Origin of the sequence: Janthinobacterium sp. (assembly GCF_031995485.1) — a bacterium.
Classification (GTDB): Bacteria; Pseudomonadota; Gammaproteobacteria; order Burkholderiales; family Burkholderiaceae_D; genus Janthinobacterium.
In genome coordinates, this window is the sequence record NZ_DAMAGB010000001.1 from 238,546 (window position 1) to 256,138 (window position 17,593).

Consider the following 17,593-nt stretch of genomic DNA (forward strand, 5'->3'; position numbering starts at 1 on the left):
ATTCGACGATCTGCGCTTCGAGCGGCGCCATGATGACTTTCAGCCAGGCGCTGGCGTCGTCATTGGCGTCGGTAAAACTGCGCCGCACGCGCGAGGCGATGGTGTCGAAAAATTTTTCCATCAACACCACGCGGCTGGTGGTAAGCAGGGTCGCGGTGCCGAACTGCTTGTGATACACGGCCTCGATATCGTCGATCTGCTGGCGGTAGCGAGCCAGCGAAAACGGCATCGGCAAGGCCAGCGCCAGGCCGTGTTCGGTGGCGAAGCGGCGGTACATCACTTTCATCATTTCGGTGATCTCGTTTGTTTTGCGCTCGGAGCGGTCGAGGTTCTGGCCGATGCGTTCGAAATACTGGCGCATGGCTTCGCGCAGGCCCGTGAAAAAGCGGCTGCGCTGCATTGCCACGCGCACCGCGTCGATATCGTCGCGCACGATTTCCATGCCCAGGCTCGTATAGAGCTCCGTCGAGAGGCGCGTAAATACGGCGCGCGTCGCCTGCAGCTTGAACAGGCTGCTGTCGAATTCCTTTTTCTCGATATCGATGCGGCGCATCATGTGCGCGATCACGCTCTGGTTCTTGCCGCGCAGGCTGTGCAGCTCGTGCAGCTGCTCGGCGATGGCGCGTGCACGCGCGCCGGCCTGCACCTGCTGCGCCGAGTGAATCGCATCGAGGTCGAAGCCCAGCTGATGCCGGATGATATTCTTGCGCGCCGGGATCAGTTCATTGAACAGGGCGGCCTCCAGCGGCAGCAGCCGACTTTTCTCCAGCAGCGCGCCATCGTGGTTGATCTTGCCCACCAGCGCCTTTTGCGCCGAGACGGGAAACACCTGGCCCGCGTCCAGTGCCAGCAGATGCGCCACGCTGGCCTGCTGGCGCGCGATCGCCTGCGCCACCTCGTCTTCGCCGCGCAGCTCGTCCCACATGCTGTCGATCTTGTTGAGCACCACCAGGCGGCCCGCACCGGCACCGATATGGTTGCGCCACACGTCGATATCGCTGCGCGTGACGCCCGTGTCGGCCGCCAGGATGAACAGCACCGCATGCGCGTTCGGGATCAGGTTCAGGGTCAGCTCCGGCTCGGTGCCGATCGCATTCAGGCCGGGCGTATCGAGGATCACCAGGCCTTGTTTGAGCAGCGGATGGGGAAAGTTGATGATGGCGTGGCGCCACATCGAAATTTCCACCTGGCCGTCGTCGTCGAGCATGGCCTGCGCGTCGGCATCGTCCGCGTCGTACAGGCCGTAGCGGGCGGCTTCCTCCACGCTGACCTTGCGCGTCAGGCTCACCTGGCGGATGGCGTCCTGCATGGCGTCGCCCGCGTCGAGCTTCAGCGGCAGCACGGTCCAGGCGCCGGGCAGGTCGCGGTAGTCGCTGGTCGACAGGTTCTGCGCGCGCGTTTCGATCGGCAGCAGGCGGATCGATGGTTCCCACGCCGCGTCGTACAGCAATTCGGTCGGGCACATGGTGGTGCGGCCGGCGCCCGAGGGCAGGATGCGCTGGCCGTAATCGGCAAAGAAAATGGCGTTGATCAGTTCGGATTTGCCGCGCGAAAATTCCGCCACAAAGGCGACCGACAGGCGGTCGTCCGCCAGCCGCGACAGGCAGCGCGCCAGGCGCAGCGCCGAGGCGCCATCGACCAGGCCGGCTTGCTGCGCCGCCTGCTGCCAGGCGCGCAGGGCGGCCAGCACATCCTGGCGCCAGGCGCTGTATTGTTCCAGGTCCCTCACCATGCGCATATCCCTTATTTTTGACAGTTCACGCAGTAAAACGTGGAGCGCTGTCCCTGCACGATCTGGCGGATCGGCGCGCCGCACACGCGGCAGGGCTGGCCGGTCCGGTTGTAGGTGAAATAGGTCTGCTGGAAGTAGCCGGACTGGCCGTTCACGTTCAGGAAATCGCGCAAGCTGCTGCCGCCCTGGATGATGGCTTCGGCCAGCACGTCGCGGATTGCCTGCGCCAGCCTCTCGTAGCGCGCCAGGCCGATGCGTTTGGCCGGCGTCTTCGGGTTGATGCCGGCGCGAAACAGGCTTTCGGAACAGTAGATATTGCCCACGCCGACCACGATATCGCCGGCCAGCAACACCTGCTTGATATTGGTGTTGCGGTTGCGCGTCTTTTCAAACAGCAACTGGCCCGTAAACGCGTCTTCCAGCGGTTCGACGCCCAGTCCGCGCAGCAGCGCGTGGGTGTCGAGCGGGCCGTCGGCCAGGTCGTGCCACAGCACGGCGCCGAAGCGGCGCGGATCGGTCAGGCGCAGCACCTGCTCGCCATCAATGCCGTCCACCACCAGGTCGAAATGGTCGTGCTTGAGCGCTTCGGTGCCTGGCGGCAATACGCGCAGATGGCCCGACATGCCCAGGTGAATGATCAGCGTGCCATGCTGGAAATGGATCAGCAGGTATTTGCCGCGCCGGCCCGTCAGGCCGATGGTCTGGCCCGACAGCTGTTCGCCGAGGGCGGCCGGGAAGGGCCAGCGCAGGCCGTCGCGGCGCAGCACCACCGCGCGCACGGCGCGCCCTTCGATATGGGGCGCAACACCGCGCCGCGTGACTTCGACTTCTGGCAATTCTGGCATAGGGCTCGCTGATGAAAACGGACGAAAATGGATGAACTGGCTGGACGGCGCCATGCCCGCTTGCTGCTTGAATATATTTCGTTACATGCGTGAAGCACGCAAAGCACGGGTTGGGCGTAGAATCAAACTTTGCCGTTCAGCCAGGATCAGCCTTTGAAAAACGCTTTCGCCATTGTAACCTTGTCCGCCCTGATGGCTACGCATGCCATGGCACAAACGCCTGCCGTCCCTGCGGATGCCCCGGCAAGCCCTGTTGCGGCCAGTCCGGACACCCCTGCGGACGCCCCTGATGGCAAGCCGAATGCCTTGCCCAACGTCGACCTGAACAGCGAACTGCTGTACAAGCTGACGCGCGCCGAACTGGAATTCAAGAACGGCCAGTGGCAGGGGCCGTACGTGACCATGATGATGGCGGCCCAGCAGACGCGCGATCCGCGCCTGGCGCGCCGCGCGTCCGAAATGGCGCTGGCCGCCAAGCAGGGCGGCGAAGCGCTGGCCGCGATCCGCCTGTGGCGCGAGCTGGCGCCCGACTCGGACGAGGCAACCCAGTTCTTCCTCGGTTTCGTGGTGCTGAGCGACAAGATCGAAGAAGCCGAACCGATCTTTGCCCAGCGCATCGCAGCGGCGCCGCCCGGCTCGCGCGGCGTGGCCCTGTTCCAGACCCAGCAGATCCTGGCCCGTGCCAACGACAAGCTGTTCGCGTATGCCATGCTGGCGCGCCTGATGGAACCGTATCTGGACATGTTCGAGGCGCACCTGGTGCTGGCCCAGGGCGCGCTGTCGATCGGCGAACGCGAACGCGCGATTGCCGAAGCGAACAAGGCGCTGGCGATCAAGCCGGGCTCCGAGCTGTCCGTGCTGACGCTGGCGCAGGTGACCGGCGAGCCGCAGGCGGCCGGCCAGGTGCTGGCTGCCTTCCTCGAGAAGAATCCGGATGCGGTCGAAGTGCGCGCCGCTTATGCGCGCATGCTGGTCGAGCAGAAGCAGCTCGAGCCTGCCCGCACGCAGTTCCTGGCGCTGCTCAAGACCCAGCCCGACAACGTGGGCGCACTGTATGCGCTGGGCATCGTCTCGCTGCAGCTGGAAGACGCCAAGGGCGCCGAACAGTATTTCAAGCGTTTCCTGGCCGTGCTGGAAAAAAGCCCCGGCGAGGACCGCGATCCGTTCAAGGCGCTGATGATGCTGTCGCAGATCGCCGAAGCGCGCAACGATATCCCGGGTGCGATCGCCTGGCTGGACAAGGTTGACAGCAGCACCTCGGGCGGCTACCTGGACGCCCGCCTGCGCCGCGCCCAGCTGATGGCGCGCAGCGGCGACCTCGATGGCGCGCGCAAGACCCTGGCCGACACCAAGGTGGACGATCCGGCGGCCCAGGGCCAGCTGCTGCTGGTCGACGCGCAACTGCTGCGCGACGGCGGCTATGTGCAAAGCGCCTACACGGTGTTGCAAAACGCGCTGGTGCGCTTTCCGGACAATCCCGAATTGCTGTACGACTACGCCTTGCTGGCCGAACGCCTGGACAAGCTGGACCTGATGGAAGCGAGCCTGCGCCGCGTGATGCAGATCGCGCCCGACAACCAGCACGCCTACAACGCGCTCGGCTATTCGCTGGCCGAGCGCAATATCCGCCTGCCCGAGGCGCTGGCGCTGATCGAGCGCGCGCTGCAGATGGCGCCGGGCGACCCGTTCATCATGGACAGCATGGGCTGGGTGCAATTCCGCATGGGTAACCTGCCCGCCGCCGAAGACGCCCTGCGCCGCGCCTATGCCGTGCGCCCCGACCCGGAAATCGCCGTGCACCTGGGCGAAGTGCTGTGGCAGAAGGGCGACAAGGACGAAGCGCAGAAACTGTGGCGCGAAGCGCAAGGCAAGGACCCGAAAAACGATGCGCTGAAAAGCACCCTGGCGCGCTTGAATGTCAGTCTGTAATTAACTGGCTATCAGCAAAAATCAGGGGGCAGACCCGCCGGGACTCGGCGTCCCCGTCTGACCCCAGCCTTACGCTGCGATTTCTATATTTTCCATGACAAAAAAACTTATCCCCCTCGCCACCCTCTGCCTGGCTCTCTCCGCCTGCACCACGCTCCCGTTCACCTCAGGCCAGCCGCCTTCGTCGCAAGCCGTCGCTCCCTACCGCGAACAGGTCGACCTGGCCGGACGCCTGAACGTGGTGTACCAGAAAAATGACAAGCCCGAATCGGCCACCGTCAATTTCACCTGGCAGCAACAAGCCGGACGCACCGACGTGACGCTGTTTTCGCCGGTCGGCAGCACGCTGGCAACGATTGCCGTCACGCCGCAGGAAGCGGTGCTGACGCAAAGCGGCAAGCCGCCGCGCAGCGCGCCCGATGTCGATACGCTCAGTGCGCGCCTGCTGGGCTGGTCGCTGCCCGTGTCGGGCCTGCGCGACTGGCTGCAGGGCTACGCGACGGCTGCCGACGGCCAGCGCTTTGCGGCCTCGCCGCAGAACGACAGCGTGACCACCAGAGACGGCTGGCGCTTGCGCTATGTCTCGTGGCAAGATGCGGCTTCTCCTGGCGCGCCGCCGCAGCCACGCCGTATCGATGCCGAACGCCATGCCAGCGCCCAGGCCGACGCCGTCTCGCTGCGCATCGTGCTCGATCCCGCAACTGCCGTTTCCGCACCATGACACTGACGACACTCAACAATTGCCCGGCGCCCGCCAAGCTCAATCTTTTCCTGCATGTGAACGGCCGCCGCGCGGATGGCTACCATCTGCTGCAAACCGTGTTCCAGCTGGTCGACCATGGCGACACGCTGCATTTCACGCTGCGCGACGATGAGCAGATCCGCCGCACGACCGACTTGCCCGGCGTGCCGGAACAGCAGGACCTGATCATCCGCGCGGCCACACTGCTGCAGGCCGAAGTGCTGCGCCGCACGGGCAACCTGCCGCGCGGCGTCGATATCGCCATCGACAAGGTGCTGCCGATGGGCGGCGGGCTCGGTGGCGGCTCGTCCGATGCGGCCACCGCGCTGATGGCGTTGAACACGCTGTGGCAGGGCGGTTTGACGCGCGAGGAACTGATGGCGCTGGGCCTGCCGCTGGGCGCCGACATCCCGTTTTTCATCTTTGGCGAAAACGCGTTTGCCGAAGGCGTGGGCGAGGCCATGCGGCCGGTGGCCACGCCCGATTGCTGGTATGTGGTGATCGAGCCCGGCGTGCAGGTGCCGACCGCCGCAATTTTTTGCGCGGAAGGCTTGACGAGGGATACCGAAGCCGTCACAATAGCGGACTTTTCCAGGCACCTCGCAGAAGGAAACAGCGCGAGCGGGTTTGGAAAGAATGACTTGCAACAAGTAGCATCCAGTCTTTTCAAGCCGGTAGCAGATGCGGTAGAATGGCTGAGTGCTTACGGTGAGGCCAGGATGACTGGTTCCGGTGCATGTGTGTTTGGTGCGTTTTCCACTGAGGAAGAAGCAGATGAAGTGCTCAGCAATGTGCCTTCCGTCTGGTCGGCCTGGAAAGCAAAAGCGCTGAGCCAGCATCCACTGATCACGATGTTGTAAGCAGCAAAAAAAGATTTTGCATTGCTTCAAATAGTCGGTATAATACCGGCCAACATGACAGCAAGCAGTCAGTTGCGTAGGGGAGTCGCCAAGTTGGTTAAGGCACTGGATTTTGATTCCAGCATGCGAAGGTTCGAATCCTTCTTCCCCTGCCACCCGTTTCACCGTAGTCTGTCGATGCGAAGTTGGCGTCCAGTACGGGAGACAAAAATGTGCCGTTACGCGGTACATGCACAACACAGACTGACCGGGCCTATGCCCGGTTAGTGCTTTTCAAGACTTCTATATCACCTCTTGGGACTCCCATGGCTTACGAAAACCTGATGGTTTTTACCGGCAACGCGAATCCAGCGTTAGCAGAGGGGGTCGCAAAAAATCTCGGCATCCCTCTCGGTAAGGCAAACGTTTCGAAATTCTCCGACGGCGAAGTAATGGTCGAGATTAACGAAAACGTGCGCGGCAAGGATGTTTTTGTTTTGCAATCCACCTGCGCTCCGACCAACGACAGCCTGATGGAAATCATCCTGATGGTCGATGCCCTGAAACGCGCATCGGCCGGTCGTATCACCGCAGCGATTCCCTATTTTGGCTATGCCCGCCAGGACCGCCGTCCACGCTCCGCGCGTGTGGCGATTTCGGCCAAGGTCGTCGCCAACATGCTGGAAAAAGCCGGTGTCGAGCGCGTCCTGATCATGGACCTGCACGCCGACCAGATCCAGGGCTTCTTCGATATCCCGGTTGACAATATCTACGCGTCGCCGATCCTGCTGGGCGACCTGCAGAAGAAAAACTACCAGGACCTGCTGGTGGTCTCGCCGGACGTCGGCGGTGTGGTACGTGCGCGCGCCCTGGCAAAACGCCTGGGCTGCGACCTGGCCATCATCGACAAGCGCCGTCCGAAGGCGAACGTGTCCGAAGTGATGAACATCATCGGTGAAGTCGAAGGCCGCAACTGCGTGATCATGGATGACATGGTCGACACCGCAGGCACGCTGACCAAGGCCGCCGAAGTGCTCAAGGAGCGCGGCGCCAAGAAAGTGGTGGCGTATTGCACGCACGCGGTGCTGTCCGGCCCGGCGATCGACCGCATTTCGGCTTCGTCGCTCGATGAGCTGGTGGTCACCGACACGATTCCCCTGTCCGAAGCGGCCCTGGCCTGCGGCAAGATTCGTCAACTGACGTGCGCGCCGCTGCTGGCCGAGACGTTCAAGCGCATCATCAAGGGCGATTCGGTGATTTCGCTGTTTATCGACTGATTCGAGCAACAGCAACAGACGTAAAAACAAACGTAACATCGGCGGCGCGACTGGTTTCTGACCGGCCGCGCCGCTGCTTTAGTGGTTTTCGGGGTGCATCCGCACCCATTTCTCGAAGATTCCTGGTCGCGGGAATCTTCATCACACAAGACGTGAGTCTTGTTTTATTTGGAGTTTCACATGAAAGTTATCGCATTCAAACGCGAATTGCAAGGTTCCGGAGCGAGCCGCCGCCTGCGCATTTCCGGCCAGACCCCTGGTATCGTCTACGGCGGCACCGAAGCCCCGATCCTGATCTCGCTGGACCACAACGCGCTGTACCACGCGCTGAAAAAAGAAGTGTTCCACTCGTCGATCCTCGATCTGGAAATCGATGGCGTTTCCCAGCAAGTGCTGCTGCGCGACTTCCAGGTTCACGCATACAAACAACTGGTTCTGCACGCTGACTTCCAGCGCGTTGACTCCAAGCAAGCTATCCACGTGAAAGTGGCGCTGCACTTCGAAAACGCTGACGTTTCCCCAGCAGTCAAACTGCATGGCGCGACCATCAGCCACGTTGCCAACGAAATCGAAGTGTCGTGCCTGCCAGGCCAACTGCCAGAGTTCATCTCGGTTGACCTGTCGAACATCGACGTCGGCCACTCGCTGCACGTGAGCGACCTGGTCCTGCCAGCTGGCGTGACCGTAGTCGGCCACGGCGCTGACCAGACCATCGCTACCGCTTCGATTCCAGCTGGCGCAGTTGCTGCCGAAGCTGAAGAAGCTGCTGCCGCTGCTGCTGCTGAAGCCGACAAGAAGTAATTGTGTTGCCGCCGCAAGGCGGCAGTTGCAAGGAAAAACCCGCCTGGCTCGCTCCGGCGGGTTTTTTTCTGCCTGTTTTCACCGATAATCATTCTTTTTACTGCAGACATCGCCATGCCCATCCGCCTGATCGTCGGCCTCGGCAACCCGGGACCCGAGTACGAACAAACGCGCCACAATGCCGGTTTCTGGCTGGTCGACAACCTGGCCAACAGCCTGCCCGGCACCCGCCTGCAGCGCGATTCGCGCTATAACGCCATGCTGGCCAAGACCTCGATCAACGGCCAGGACGTGTGGCTGCTGGAGCCTTTGACCTTCATGAACCGCTCCGGCCAGTCGGTCGGCGCGCTGGCGCGCTTTTTCAAGATCGCCGCCGACGAAGTGCTGGTGGTACACGACGAGCTCGACCTGATGCCCGGCATCGCGCGCCTCAAAAAAGGCGGCTCGGCCGGCGGCCACAATGGCTTGAAGGACATCACGGCGGCGCTGGGCACCCAGGACTACTGGCGCTTGCGCCTCGGTATCGGCCATCCGCGCAGCCTGAGCCTGCAGCAGCAGGTGGCCGACTTCGTGCTGCACCGTCCGCGCCGCGAAGACCAGGAGCTGATCGAGCAGGCGATCGACAAGTCGCTGCTGGTGATGCCGCAGATCGTCGACGGCAAGTTCGAGGCCGCCACCATGAAGCTGCATACTGTCTGACTTCGCCTGATGTTGCAAAACGATGCCGGCAGGCCCGGGCGGTGCGGCAAGCCGGTGCAGCAAAGCTGTTGCCGCGCACCGGGCAGGGGTACAATGACGTCCTGAATGTCGTTGTCCAGAGCACCGGAATCGTCGCACGACCACCATTTTTCCTAACAGCACCGCCAGCACGCCGATCGACGGCTGTGCCTTGTTTACTGTGCTTTGATAATTAAAGGTTTTTCATGAGTCTCCAATGCGGTATCGTCGGCTTGCCGAACGTCGGCAAGTCCACCCTGTTCAATGCGCTGACGAAGGCCGGCATTCCGGCTGAAAACTATCCTTTCTGCACCATCGAGCCGAACGTCGGCGTGGTCGAAGTGCCGGATCCGCGCATGGATGCGCTGGCCGCCATCGTCAAGCCGGAACGCATGGTCAACGCCATCGTCGAATTCGTCGACATCGCCGGCCTGGTGGCGGGCGCGTCGAAAGGCGAGGGCCTGGGCAACCAGTTCCTGTCGCACATCCGCGAAACGGACGCCATCGTCAACGTCGTGCGCTGCTTCGAAGATGACAACGTCATCCACGTGGCCGGCAAGATCAACCCGCTCGACGATATCGAAGTCATCCAGACCGAACTGGCGCTGGCCGACATGGGCACCGTGGAAAAAGCCATCCACCGCGAAAACAAGAAAGCCCGCTCGGGCGACAAGGACGCCGCCAAGCTGCTGGCCATCATGGAACGCATGATGCCGTACCTGAACGACGCCAAGCCGGTGCGCGCGATGGGCCTGGACGCCGACGAAATGCTGCTGATCAAGCCGCTGTGCCTGATCACGGCCAAGCCGGCCATGTTCGTCGCCAACGTCTCGGACAGCGGCTTTACCGACAACCCGCTGCTGGACCAGCTCACCGAATACGCGAAATCGCAGAACGCCCCGATCGTCGCCATCTGCGCCTCGCTGGAAGCGGAAATCGCCGACCTGGACGACGCCGACAAGGGCGCTTTCCTGGCCGACATGGGCATGGAAGAGCCAGGCCTGGACCGCCTGATCCGCGCCGCCTACAAGCTGCTGGGCTTGCAAACCTACTTCACCGCCGGCGTCAAGGAAGTACGCGCCTGGACCATTCCCGTCGGCGCCACCGGCCCGCAAGCGGCCGGCGTGATCCACACCGACTTCGAACGCGGCTTTATCCGCGCGCAAACCATCGCCTATGACGATTTCATCACCTACAAGGGTGAAGCGGGCGCCAAGGAAGCGGGCAAGATGCGCGCCGAGGGCAAGGAATATGTTGTCAAGGATGGCGATGTGCTGAACTTCCTGTTCAACGTCTAAGGCCGTGCCGGGCACTTGCCCGGCGCCGCCAGCTGCTTTCCGATGCCTGCCCGCGCCTTGCGCCGGCAGGCGTTGTTGTATCTGGATGGCATGGTTTGCCAGGAGAAGGGGCGATTGTACGGAGCGGGCACATGGCCGCCGATAGGTTTATAGTGGAAAAACGTCCCCACCCTGACAGGCTGCCTTGCGTGGCCAGGAGAAACCCGATGACTACTGCTGACATCCGTACCGATACCGACATAGCCGGACTGTCGTCCGCCGAACACGCCACCGGCAATCTGGAAGCGCGCCTGACGCTGGTTGAATACGGCGACTTCGAATGCCCGCGCTGCGCGCAGGCGGAACCCCTGACGCGCCATCTGGTCGAGGCCTATGGCGACCGGCTGCGCTTCGTGTTCCGCCACTTTCCCGACAGCGCCGCCCATCCGCATGCGGAACTGGCGGCGGAAGCGTCCGAGGCGGCCGCCGCGCAGGGAAAATTCTGGGCCATGCATGCAGCGCTGTTTCGCCAGCCGCAGCATCTGAAGGAAGCGGCGCTGACGCGTTACGCCGAAGAGATCGAGCTCGACATGACGCGCTATCATGCCGACATGACCGACCATCTGTACCTGCAGCGCGTGCGCGAGCACCATGCGGCCGCGGTGCAGTTGGGCCTGCGTGGCACGCCGAGTTTTTTCCTCAATGACGAGCCGGTCGATGTGTCGTTCGGCCTCGAGCACCTGGAGCAGGCGATACGCACCGCGCTCGGCGAGTCCTGATCATCACCCCTTCCAGCCCCGCCATCGCGGGGCTTTTTTCTGCATCATCGCTTTTTTTGCAGTATTTTTCCAGAAACCAACACAAATCCCTATGTTCGGTAACCGGCAGATGTAAGGAGTGCTGACAGGCAATATTGGGTAGTGGAAATTCAAACGATTTTCCAACACATCCAAATAAAGTCGAGGCCAGCATGTCACATATTAAATTTTTACCGTTCGCCATGTTGGCGCTCACCCAGAGCATTGCACTGGCGCAGCAGGTCCCCAGCGCCGGCAGCCAGATGCATCAGATTCCGCCATCGCCGGCGCCGCAGCCTGTCCAGCCGCGCCTGCAGGTCGAGCAGGTCGCCGAGCCGGCAGCCGCCGTGCCGGCGTCGAGCGCCAGCATGCAGGTCAACAGTCTGCGCGTCACCGGCGCGCGTGCTTATACGGAAGCGGCGCTGCTGGCCCTGACGGGGTTTCAGCCGGGCAGCAGCTTGACCGTGGCGCAGCTCAATGCGATGGCCTCCATCATCGAACAGCAGTACCGCCGCGACGGCTATGTGGTGGCCCAGGCCTATCTGCCGGCGCAGGACATCCGCGACGGCATCGTCACCATCGCCGTGCTGGAAGGGCGCTACGGCCAGATCGGCCTGAAGAACCAGACCACTATGTCGGACGGCCGCGTGGGCGCATATCTTGCTGGCCTCGACGCGGGCGACACGGTCACGCGCGCGCCGCTGGAAAACCGCTTGCTGCTGCTGTCGGACCTGCCTGGCGTGAATGTCAAATCCACGCTGGCGCCCGGTGCGGTGCCGGGCACCACCGACCTGCTGGTCGATGTGCTGCCCGGCCAGCGCGTTACCGGCAGCATCGACGCCGACAACGCAGGCAGCCGGTATACAGGTGTCAACCGCATCGGCGGCACGGTCAACCTGAACCAGCCATTCGGCCTCGGCGACGTGGCGAGCCTGCGCGTGCTGACCTCGGGCGATGGCCTGAAATATGCGCGCGCCTCGTACCAGCTGCAGGTGGGGCGCGCCACGGTCGGCGCCGCGTACAGCCGTCTCGACTACAAGCTGGGCAAGGAATTCGACAGCCTCGACGCGCGCGGCACGGCGAAAATCGCCGGCGTCTACGGCAGCTATCCGCTGATCCGCTCGCGCGACAGCAATCTGTACGCACAGCTGTCGTATGACGACAAGACTTTCCGCGACGAAGTGCGGGTGGCGTCCATCGTCAACGACAAGAAGGTGCGCGTGGCCACCATCGGCCTGGTCGGCGACCACCGCGACAGCATCGGCGGGGGCGGCATCAGCGGCTACTCGGTGTTCGTGGCCAGCGGCGACCTCGATATCGAGACGGCCGACGTGCGCGCGTTCGACGCCCTGACGGCGCGCAGCAATGGCGGCTACCACAAGCTCGGCTTCGGCGCGACGCGCCTGCAAAGCGTGAGCGACACGGTGTCGCTGTATGCGGCGATCAATGGCCAGCTGGCATCGAAAAACCTCGACGTGTCCGAGCGCATGGAGCTGGGCGGCGTCAATGGCGTGCGTGCCTATCCGGAAGGCGAGGCGTATGCCGACCAGGGCTATGTGCTGAACCTGGAAGCGCGCTTGCTGTTGCCGCCGCTGCCGTCCGGCATGCCCGGCCAGGTGCAGCTGATCGGCTTTGTCGATACGGGCACCGTCACGCTGAACAAGCACCAGTGGGCCGCCGGCGACAACAAGCGCACGCTGAGCGGCGCCGGCGTGGGCCTGAGCTGGGCCAGCAACAACGATTTCGTGGTGCGCGGCTATTACGCACACAAACTCGGCAATGCCGTGGCCACTTCGGCCCCGGACAAGGGCGGGCGTTTCTGGATCCAGGCGGTCAAGTATTTCTAAGCCAACGGCAACTCCTGCAGACCCCGCTTCATCACGCTTAATACAGAACAGAGAGACACCATGAACCACATTTACCGCTCGATATGGAATGAAAAAACCGGCGCCTACGCCGCCGTATCCGAAAACGCCAGCAGCGCCGGCAAATCCTCGTCGTCGGTGCGCGGCAGTACTGCCAGCGGCGCCTTGTTTGCCCTGAAAACGCTGTCGGTGTCGCTGATGCTGGCGCTCGGCGCGAACGTCTACGCCTTGCCGCCGACCGGCGTGGTCACGGCCGGCAGCGCCACCATCAACAACAGCAAACCGGGCAATATGGTAATCAACCAGGCGACGCAGAGCGTGGCGATCAACTGGCAAAGTTTCAATATCGCCGCCGGCGAAAGCGTGCAGTTCGTGCAGCCGAACAGCAATTCGGTGGCGCTGAACCGCGTCATCGGCGCCGATCCGTCCAGCATCCTCGGCAACCTGAGCGCCAACGGCAAGGTGTTCCTGATCAATCCGAACGGCATCCTGTTCGGCAAGGGCGCGTCCGTTAACGTGGGCGGCCTGGTCGGCTCGACCCTGGGCCTGAGCGACAGCGACTTCATGGCCGGGCGCTATCAATTCAGCGGCGCCGGCAATGCAAGCGTCGTCAACCAGGGCGCCATCACGGCCAACGGCGGCTATGTGGCGCTGGTGGGCGGCAAGGTCGATAACCAGGGCAGCATCGTGGCCAACCGCGGCATGGTGGCGCTGGCCGCCGGCAGCGCCGTCACGCTCGATGTGCTGGGCGGCCAGCTGCTCAATGTGACGGTCGATCGCGGCGCGCTGGGCGCCTTGGCGCAGAACGGCGGCCTGGTCCAGGCTGACGGCGGCCAGGTGCTGCTGACCGCGCAGGGCGCTGGCAGCATGCTGGGCAGTGCCGTCAACAATACCGGCGTGATTCGCGCCCATACTCTGGAAAACCAGGGCGGCGTGATCCGCCTGGTCGGCGACACCGCCGGCGGCAGCGTCACGCAGGCCGGCACGCTCGATGCATCGGGCCGCAATACGGGCGAGCAGGGCGGCAAGGTGACGGTGCTGGGCCAGCAGATTGTATTGACGGGCCAGGCGGCGATCGATGCATCGGGCGACACCGGCGGCGGCACGGTGCTGATCGGTGGCAATTACCAGGGCAAGGGCGTGGAAGCGCATGCCACGACCACCACGATCGAGCGCGGCGCGGTAATTCACGCCGATGCGTTGAGCACCGGCAACGGCGGCCAGATCGTCGCCTGGTCCGACGGCGCCACCACTTTTGGCGGCACGCTGACGGCCAAGGGCGGCGCGCTGTCCGGCAACGGCGGCCTGATCGAAACCTCGGGCAAGACCGTGGTGCGCGGCGCCGGCTCGTACGTCGACACGCTGGCACCCCATGGCAAGACGGGCACCTGGCTGCTCGACCCCGTCAACTACACGATCGCGCTGGCGGGCGGCGATGAAACGCCGTCGCAGGTGACCTTGAGCCTGGCCAGCAGCAACCGCGTGATCACGGCCACCAACGACATTACGGTCGGCAGCGCGCTGACCTGGACCACGCCGCAGACGCTGGAACTGAACGCTGGCCATGACGTGCTGGTCAATGCGGCGATCACCGCCAGCACGGCCGGTTCGGGCTTGCGCCTGATCGCGCTGAACGATGTGGTACTCAATGCCGCGGCGGCCATCACGGCCAGCGGCAGCGGCTCGCTGGTCAGCGTGGACGCGGGGCGCAATATCGTCATCGATGGCGCGCTGACGACCGACGGCGGTGGCTCGACCGCCATGCGCGCGGGCAATAACATCGATATCAATGGCGCCCTGAGCGCCAATGGCGGTGGCTCGCTGAGCATGATCGCCAACAACAGCGTCACCATCAACAGCGCGGTCAGCGCCGATGGCGGCCAGGTCACCCTGCGCGCCGACAATGACGGCACCGGCCCCGGCGTATCGGGTGGCACGGTGGTGTTTGCCGGCATCGGTGCGGTCAGCGGCGCCAATACGGTGATCCTGTTCAATCCGAACGGCTATGCCAACACCGCGGCCGAGATCGCGGCCTATGGCACCAAAGTGGTTGGCGCGCTCGATGCACGGGCATGGGTATTTGCCCGTGCCGACAATAAAGTCTACGACGCCACCAATAACGCCAGCCTGGGCTTCGTCAGCGACCCGCGCGCCGGCGGCGACGTGACGCTGGTGCCCGGCCTTGCCAGCTTCAGCGACAAGAACGTGGGCACCGGCAAGGCCGTGAACTACAGCGGCTACAACCTGGGCGGCGCCGACGTGGCGCGCTTCGCGCTGTTTGGTGACGGCAGCGGCAGCAGCTCGGCCAATATCACCGCGCTGGCGCTACTGGGCACTGTGAGCGCCGGCAACAAGGTGTATGACGGCAACCGCGACGCCGAGCTCACCAGCCGCAGCCTCAGCGGCGTACTGGCGGCCGATACCGCCACCGTCAGCTATACCGGTGGTTCTGCCACCTTTCTTGACGCGAATGTCGGCAACAACAAGGCGGTACTGGCTAACGGCCTGGGCCTGACGGGCGCCGACGCCAGCAACTATACGGTCAACGCCAGCGCCTCCACGGCCGCCAGCATCACGCCAGCCGCGCTGATCGTCACGGCCGCCAACGCCAGCAAGGTCTATGGCCAGACGCCGGTGCTGTCGGCATTCACGTATGCCGGCACGAAAAATGGCGAAACGGTGGGCAATGTGACGGAAACGAGCATCGGTGCGGCAGCGACGGCGCCGGTTGCCGGCCCGTATGCCATCGTGCCGAGCGCGGCCGGCGGCGGCACCTTTACGCCGTCGAACTACACGATCACCTATGTCAACGGTGCGCTGGCGGTCACGCCGGCGCCGCTGACCATCACGGCGATGGATGCCAGCAAGGTCTATGGCCAGACGCCGACCTTGTCCGCATTCACCTCGACCGCGCTGCAAAATGGCGAGTCCATCGGCAGCGTGACGCAAGTCAGTGACGGCACGCGCGCCAACGCGCCGGTGCCGGGACCGTACGCGATTATTCCAAGCGATGCTGCCGGCGGCACATTCACGGCGTCGAACTACGCGATTACCTATGTCAACGGTGCGCTGGTGGTCACGCCGGCCCCATTGACCATCACCGCCAACAGCATCACCAAGGCCTATGGCGAGACGCCGGACCTGAGCGGCTTTACCTCGAGCGCGCTGCAGAATGGCGAGAGCATCGGCAGCATTACCGGCAGCAGCCCCGGCGCCGCTGCGGACGCCGCCGCGCCCGGCCCCTACGCGATTACGCCCGGCAATGCGGCGGGCGGCAGTTTTGCGCCATCGAACTATGCGATTACGTATGTCAATGGCGCGCTGGCCGTGACCCCAGCGGTGGTTGTGCCGCCGGTGATCGTCGATCCGCCGGTGGTGGTCGAGCCTCCCGTGGTGGTGCCGCCGGTGGTGATTGATCCGCCAGTCGTGGTGCCGCCGATTGTTGTCGTACCACCCGTGGTGATCGATCCGCCAGTAGTCGTTCCACCGGTCGTGGTCGAACCTCCAGTCGTGGTGCCGCCGGTTGTTGTCGTGCCACCGGTGGTGATCGATCCGCCAGTGGTTGTTCCACCAGTCGTGGTCGTGCCGCCAGTGGTTGTTCCACCAGTTGTTGTCGTGCCACCGGTGGTGGTCGAGCCTCCTGTCGTGGTGCCCCCAGTCGTGGTCGTACCGCCGGTCGTGATTGAACCTCCCGTCGTGGTGCCACCAGTCGTTGTTGTTCCACCGGTCGTGGTCGAGCCTCCTGTGGTCGTTCCGCCAGTCGTGGTCGTGCCGCCGGTTGTCGTCGAGCCTCCTGTCGTGGTACCGCCGGTCGTCGTCGTGCCGCCGGTGATCGTTCCACCGGTCGTGGTGGTGCCGCCTGTGGTCGTGATTCCGCCCGTACCGGCCCAGCCCGTGCGGGACGTGCCGCCAGTCGTGGTGCCAACCGGCAGCTTCCAACCGGCGCCGCCACCGGTGGTGGCCTTGCTGGTGCTGCCGCCATCGCCACCGCCTGGTGCGCCGTTTGCTTTTCCGGTAGCGCCGCCAGTGGTGCCGCCAGCGCCGGCCCTGGACATTCCTGCGCCACCGGCCGCGCCGGTGGAAGCGGCACCGCGGCCATACGTGCCGGCAGTCTATCCGCGCAAGCAGGATCGCAATTGATGGCGGGGAAGTGGCTGCTCGCCCTGTGCGCCCTGGCTGCGGCGCCTTGCGCGCTGGCAGGGAGCGGGCGGGCCGACTTCAAGCTGGAAGCGGCGTCTGCCGAGACCAGCAGCCTGGCCGACTGGATCGTCGCCTCAAGCGACAATGGGCGACTGCCTTTCGTGATTGTCGACAAGCGCGGCGCCATGGTCTATGTATTCGACGCCGATGGCAGCCTGCGCGGCGCCTCGGCGGCCCTGCTGGGCCAGTCCTCGGGCGACGACTCGGCGCCCGGCATCGGCACGCGCAAGCTGGCCGACATCAAGCCCGACGAGCGCACCACGCCGGCCGGCCGCTTTGTCGCCTCGCTGGGGCACAATCTGCATGGCGGCGAAATCCTGTGGGTCGATTACGATGCCGCCATTTCGCTGCATCCGGTGGTCACCAGCAATCCGCGCGAGCACCGGCTGCAGCGCCTGGCCAGCGCCACCACCAGCGACAACCGCATCTCGTATGGCTGCATCAATGTGCCGCCCGGGTTCTACCAGAATGTCGTCAGTCCTTCCTTCCGGCAATCGGATGGCATCGTATATATCCTTCCTGAAACCCGGCCGGCCAGTACGGTTTTTGCCGGCTACCGTTAGCCGGCACGG

General features: G+C 64.0%; 13 protein-coding genes and 1 tRNA gene. 12 read left to right on the forward strand and 2 right to left on the reverse strand.

The annotated features are described in order from the left end of the window. Positions 1-1,732 (reverse strand): dynamin family protein (locus tag RTQ46_RS01125; RefSeq protein WP_312434038.1); only part of this gene is annotated, 1,732 nt, incomplete at its 3' end. An 11-nt stretch (positions 1,733-1,743) separates the two neighbouring features. Further along, positions 1,744-2,577 (reverse strand): bifunctional DNA-formamidopyrimidine glycosylase/DNA-(apurinic or apyrimidinic site) lyase, encoded by an 834-nt coding sequence (gene mutM, locus RTQ46_RS01130; protein ID WP_312434040.1) that lies wholly within the window; start codon positions 2,575-2,577, stop codon positions 1,744-1,746. Between the two features lie 207 nt (positions 2,578-2,784). On the opposite strand from mutM, the gene RTQ46_RS01135 reads away from it, so the two are divergent. From RTQ46_RS01135 to RTQ46_RS01190, 12 genes are all read left to right on the forward strand, one after another. Further along, positions 2,785-4,506 carry a tetratricopeptide repeat protein gene (locus RTQ46_RS01135; RefSeq protein WP_312434042.1) on the forward strand — a complete coding sequence of 574 codons (1,722 nt, stop codon included), beginning with the start codon at positions 2,785-2,787 and terminating at the stop codon, positions 4,504-4,506. Positions 4,507-4,600: 94 nt separating this feature from the next. Beyond that, positions 4,601-5,227, forward strand: a complete 627-nt coding sequence (locus tag RTQ46_RS01140; RefSeq protein ID WP_312434043.1) for an outer membrane lipoprotein LolB — start codon at positions 4,601-4,603, stop codon at positions 5,225-5,227. Beyond that, complete coding sequence (ispE, locus tag RTQ46_RS01145; RefSeq protein ID WP_312434045.1) at positions 5,224-6,108, forward strand: 4-(cytidine 5'-diphospho)-2-C-methyl-D-erythritol kinase; 885 nt, start codon at positions 5,224-5,226, stop codon at positions 6,106-6,108. The genes RTQ46_RS01140 and ispE overlap by 4 nt, the downstream gene beginning before the upstream one ends. A 78-nt stretch (positions 6,109-6,186) precedes the next feature. After that, positions 6,187-6,263: transfer RNA gene (locus RTQ46_RS01150), tRNA-Gln, on the forward strand. A 150-nt stretch (positions 6,264-6,413) separates the two neighbouring features. After that, positions 6,414-7,364 (forward strand): ribose-phosphate pyrophosphokinase, encoded by a 951-nt coding sequence (locus RTQ46_RS01155; protein WP_065310113.1) that lies wholly within the window; start codon positions 6,414-6,416, stop codon positions 7,362-7,364. 180 nt (positions 7,365-7,544) lie between these two features. Continuing rightward, the gene (locus tag RTQ46_RS01160) at positions 7,545-8,165 is read left to right on the forward strand and encodes a 50S ribosomal protein L25/general stress protein Ctc (RefSeq protein ID WP_312434046.1); all 621 of its coding nucleotides are present in this window, start codon (positions 7,545-7,547) and stop codon (positions 8,163-8,165) included. Between the two features lie 114 nt (positions 8,166-8,279). Next, a complete protein-coding gene (gene pth, locus RTQ46_RS01165) occupies positions 8,280-8,864 on the forward strand; it encodes an aminoacyl-tRNA hydrolase (protein WP_312434047.1) in 585 nt (194 codons plus the stop codon). Between the two features lie 224 nt (positions 8,865-9,088). After that, complete coding sequence (ychF, locus tag RTQ46_RS01170) at positions 9,089-10,180, forward strand: redox-regulated ATPase YchF (protein WP_312434048.1); 1,092 nt, start codon at positions 9,089-9,091, stop codon at positions 10,178-10,180. A gap of 206 nt (positions 10,181-10,386) precedes the next feature. After that, positions 10,387-10,938 carry a DsbA family protein gene (locus RTQ46_RS01175; protein ID WP_312434049.1) on the forward strand — a complete coding sequence of 184 codons (552 nt, stop codon included), beginning with the start codon at positions 10,387-10,389 and terminating at the stop codon, positions 10,936-10,938. Positions 10,939-11,129: 191 nt separating this feature from the next. Beyond that, on the forward strand, positions 11,130-12,803 hold the full coding sequence (locus tag RTQ46_RS01180) for a ShlB/FhaC/HecB family hemolysin secretion/activation protein (RefSeq protein ID WP_312434050.1): 1,674 nt from the start codon (positions 11,130-11,132) through the stop codon (positions 12,801-12,803). A gap of 60 nt (positions 12,804-12,863) precedes the next feature. Continuing rightward, positions 12,864-16,961, forward strand: coding sequence for an MBG domain-containing protein (locus RTQ46_RS01185; RefSeq protein WP_312434051.1), 4,098 nt, complete (start codon positions 12,864-12,866; stop codon positions 16,959-16,961). Continuing rightward, positions 16,961-17,584 carry a hypothetical protein gene (locus tag RTQ46_RS01190; protein WP_312434053.1) on the forward strand — a complete coding sequence of 208 codons (624 nt, stop codon included), beginning with the start codon at positions 16,961-16,963 and terminating at the stop codon, positions 17,582-17,584. The genes RTQ46_RS01185 and RTQ46_RS01190 overlap by 1 nt, the downstream gene beginning before the upstream one ends. Positions 17,585-17,593 lie beyond the last annotated feature (9 nt).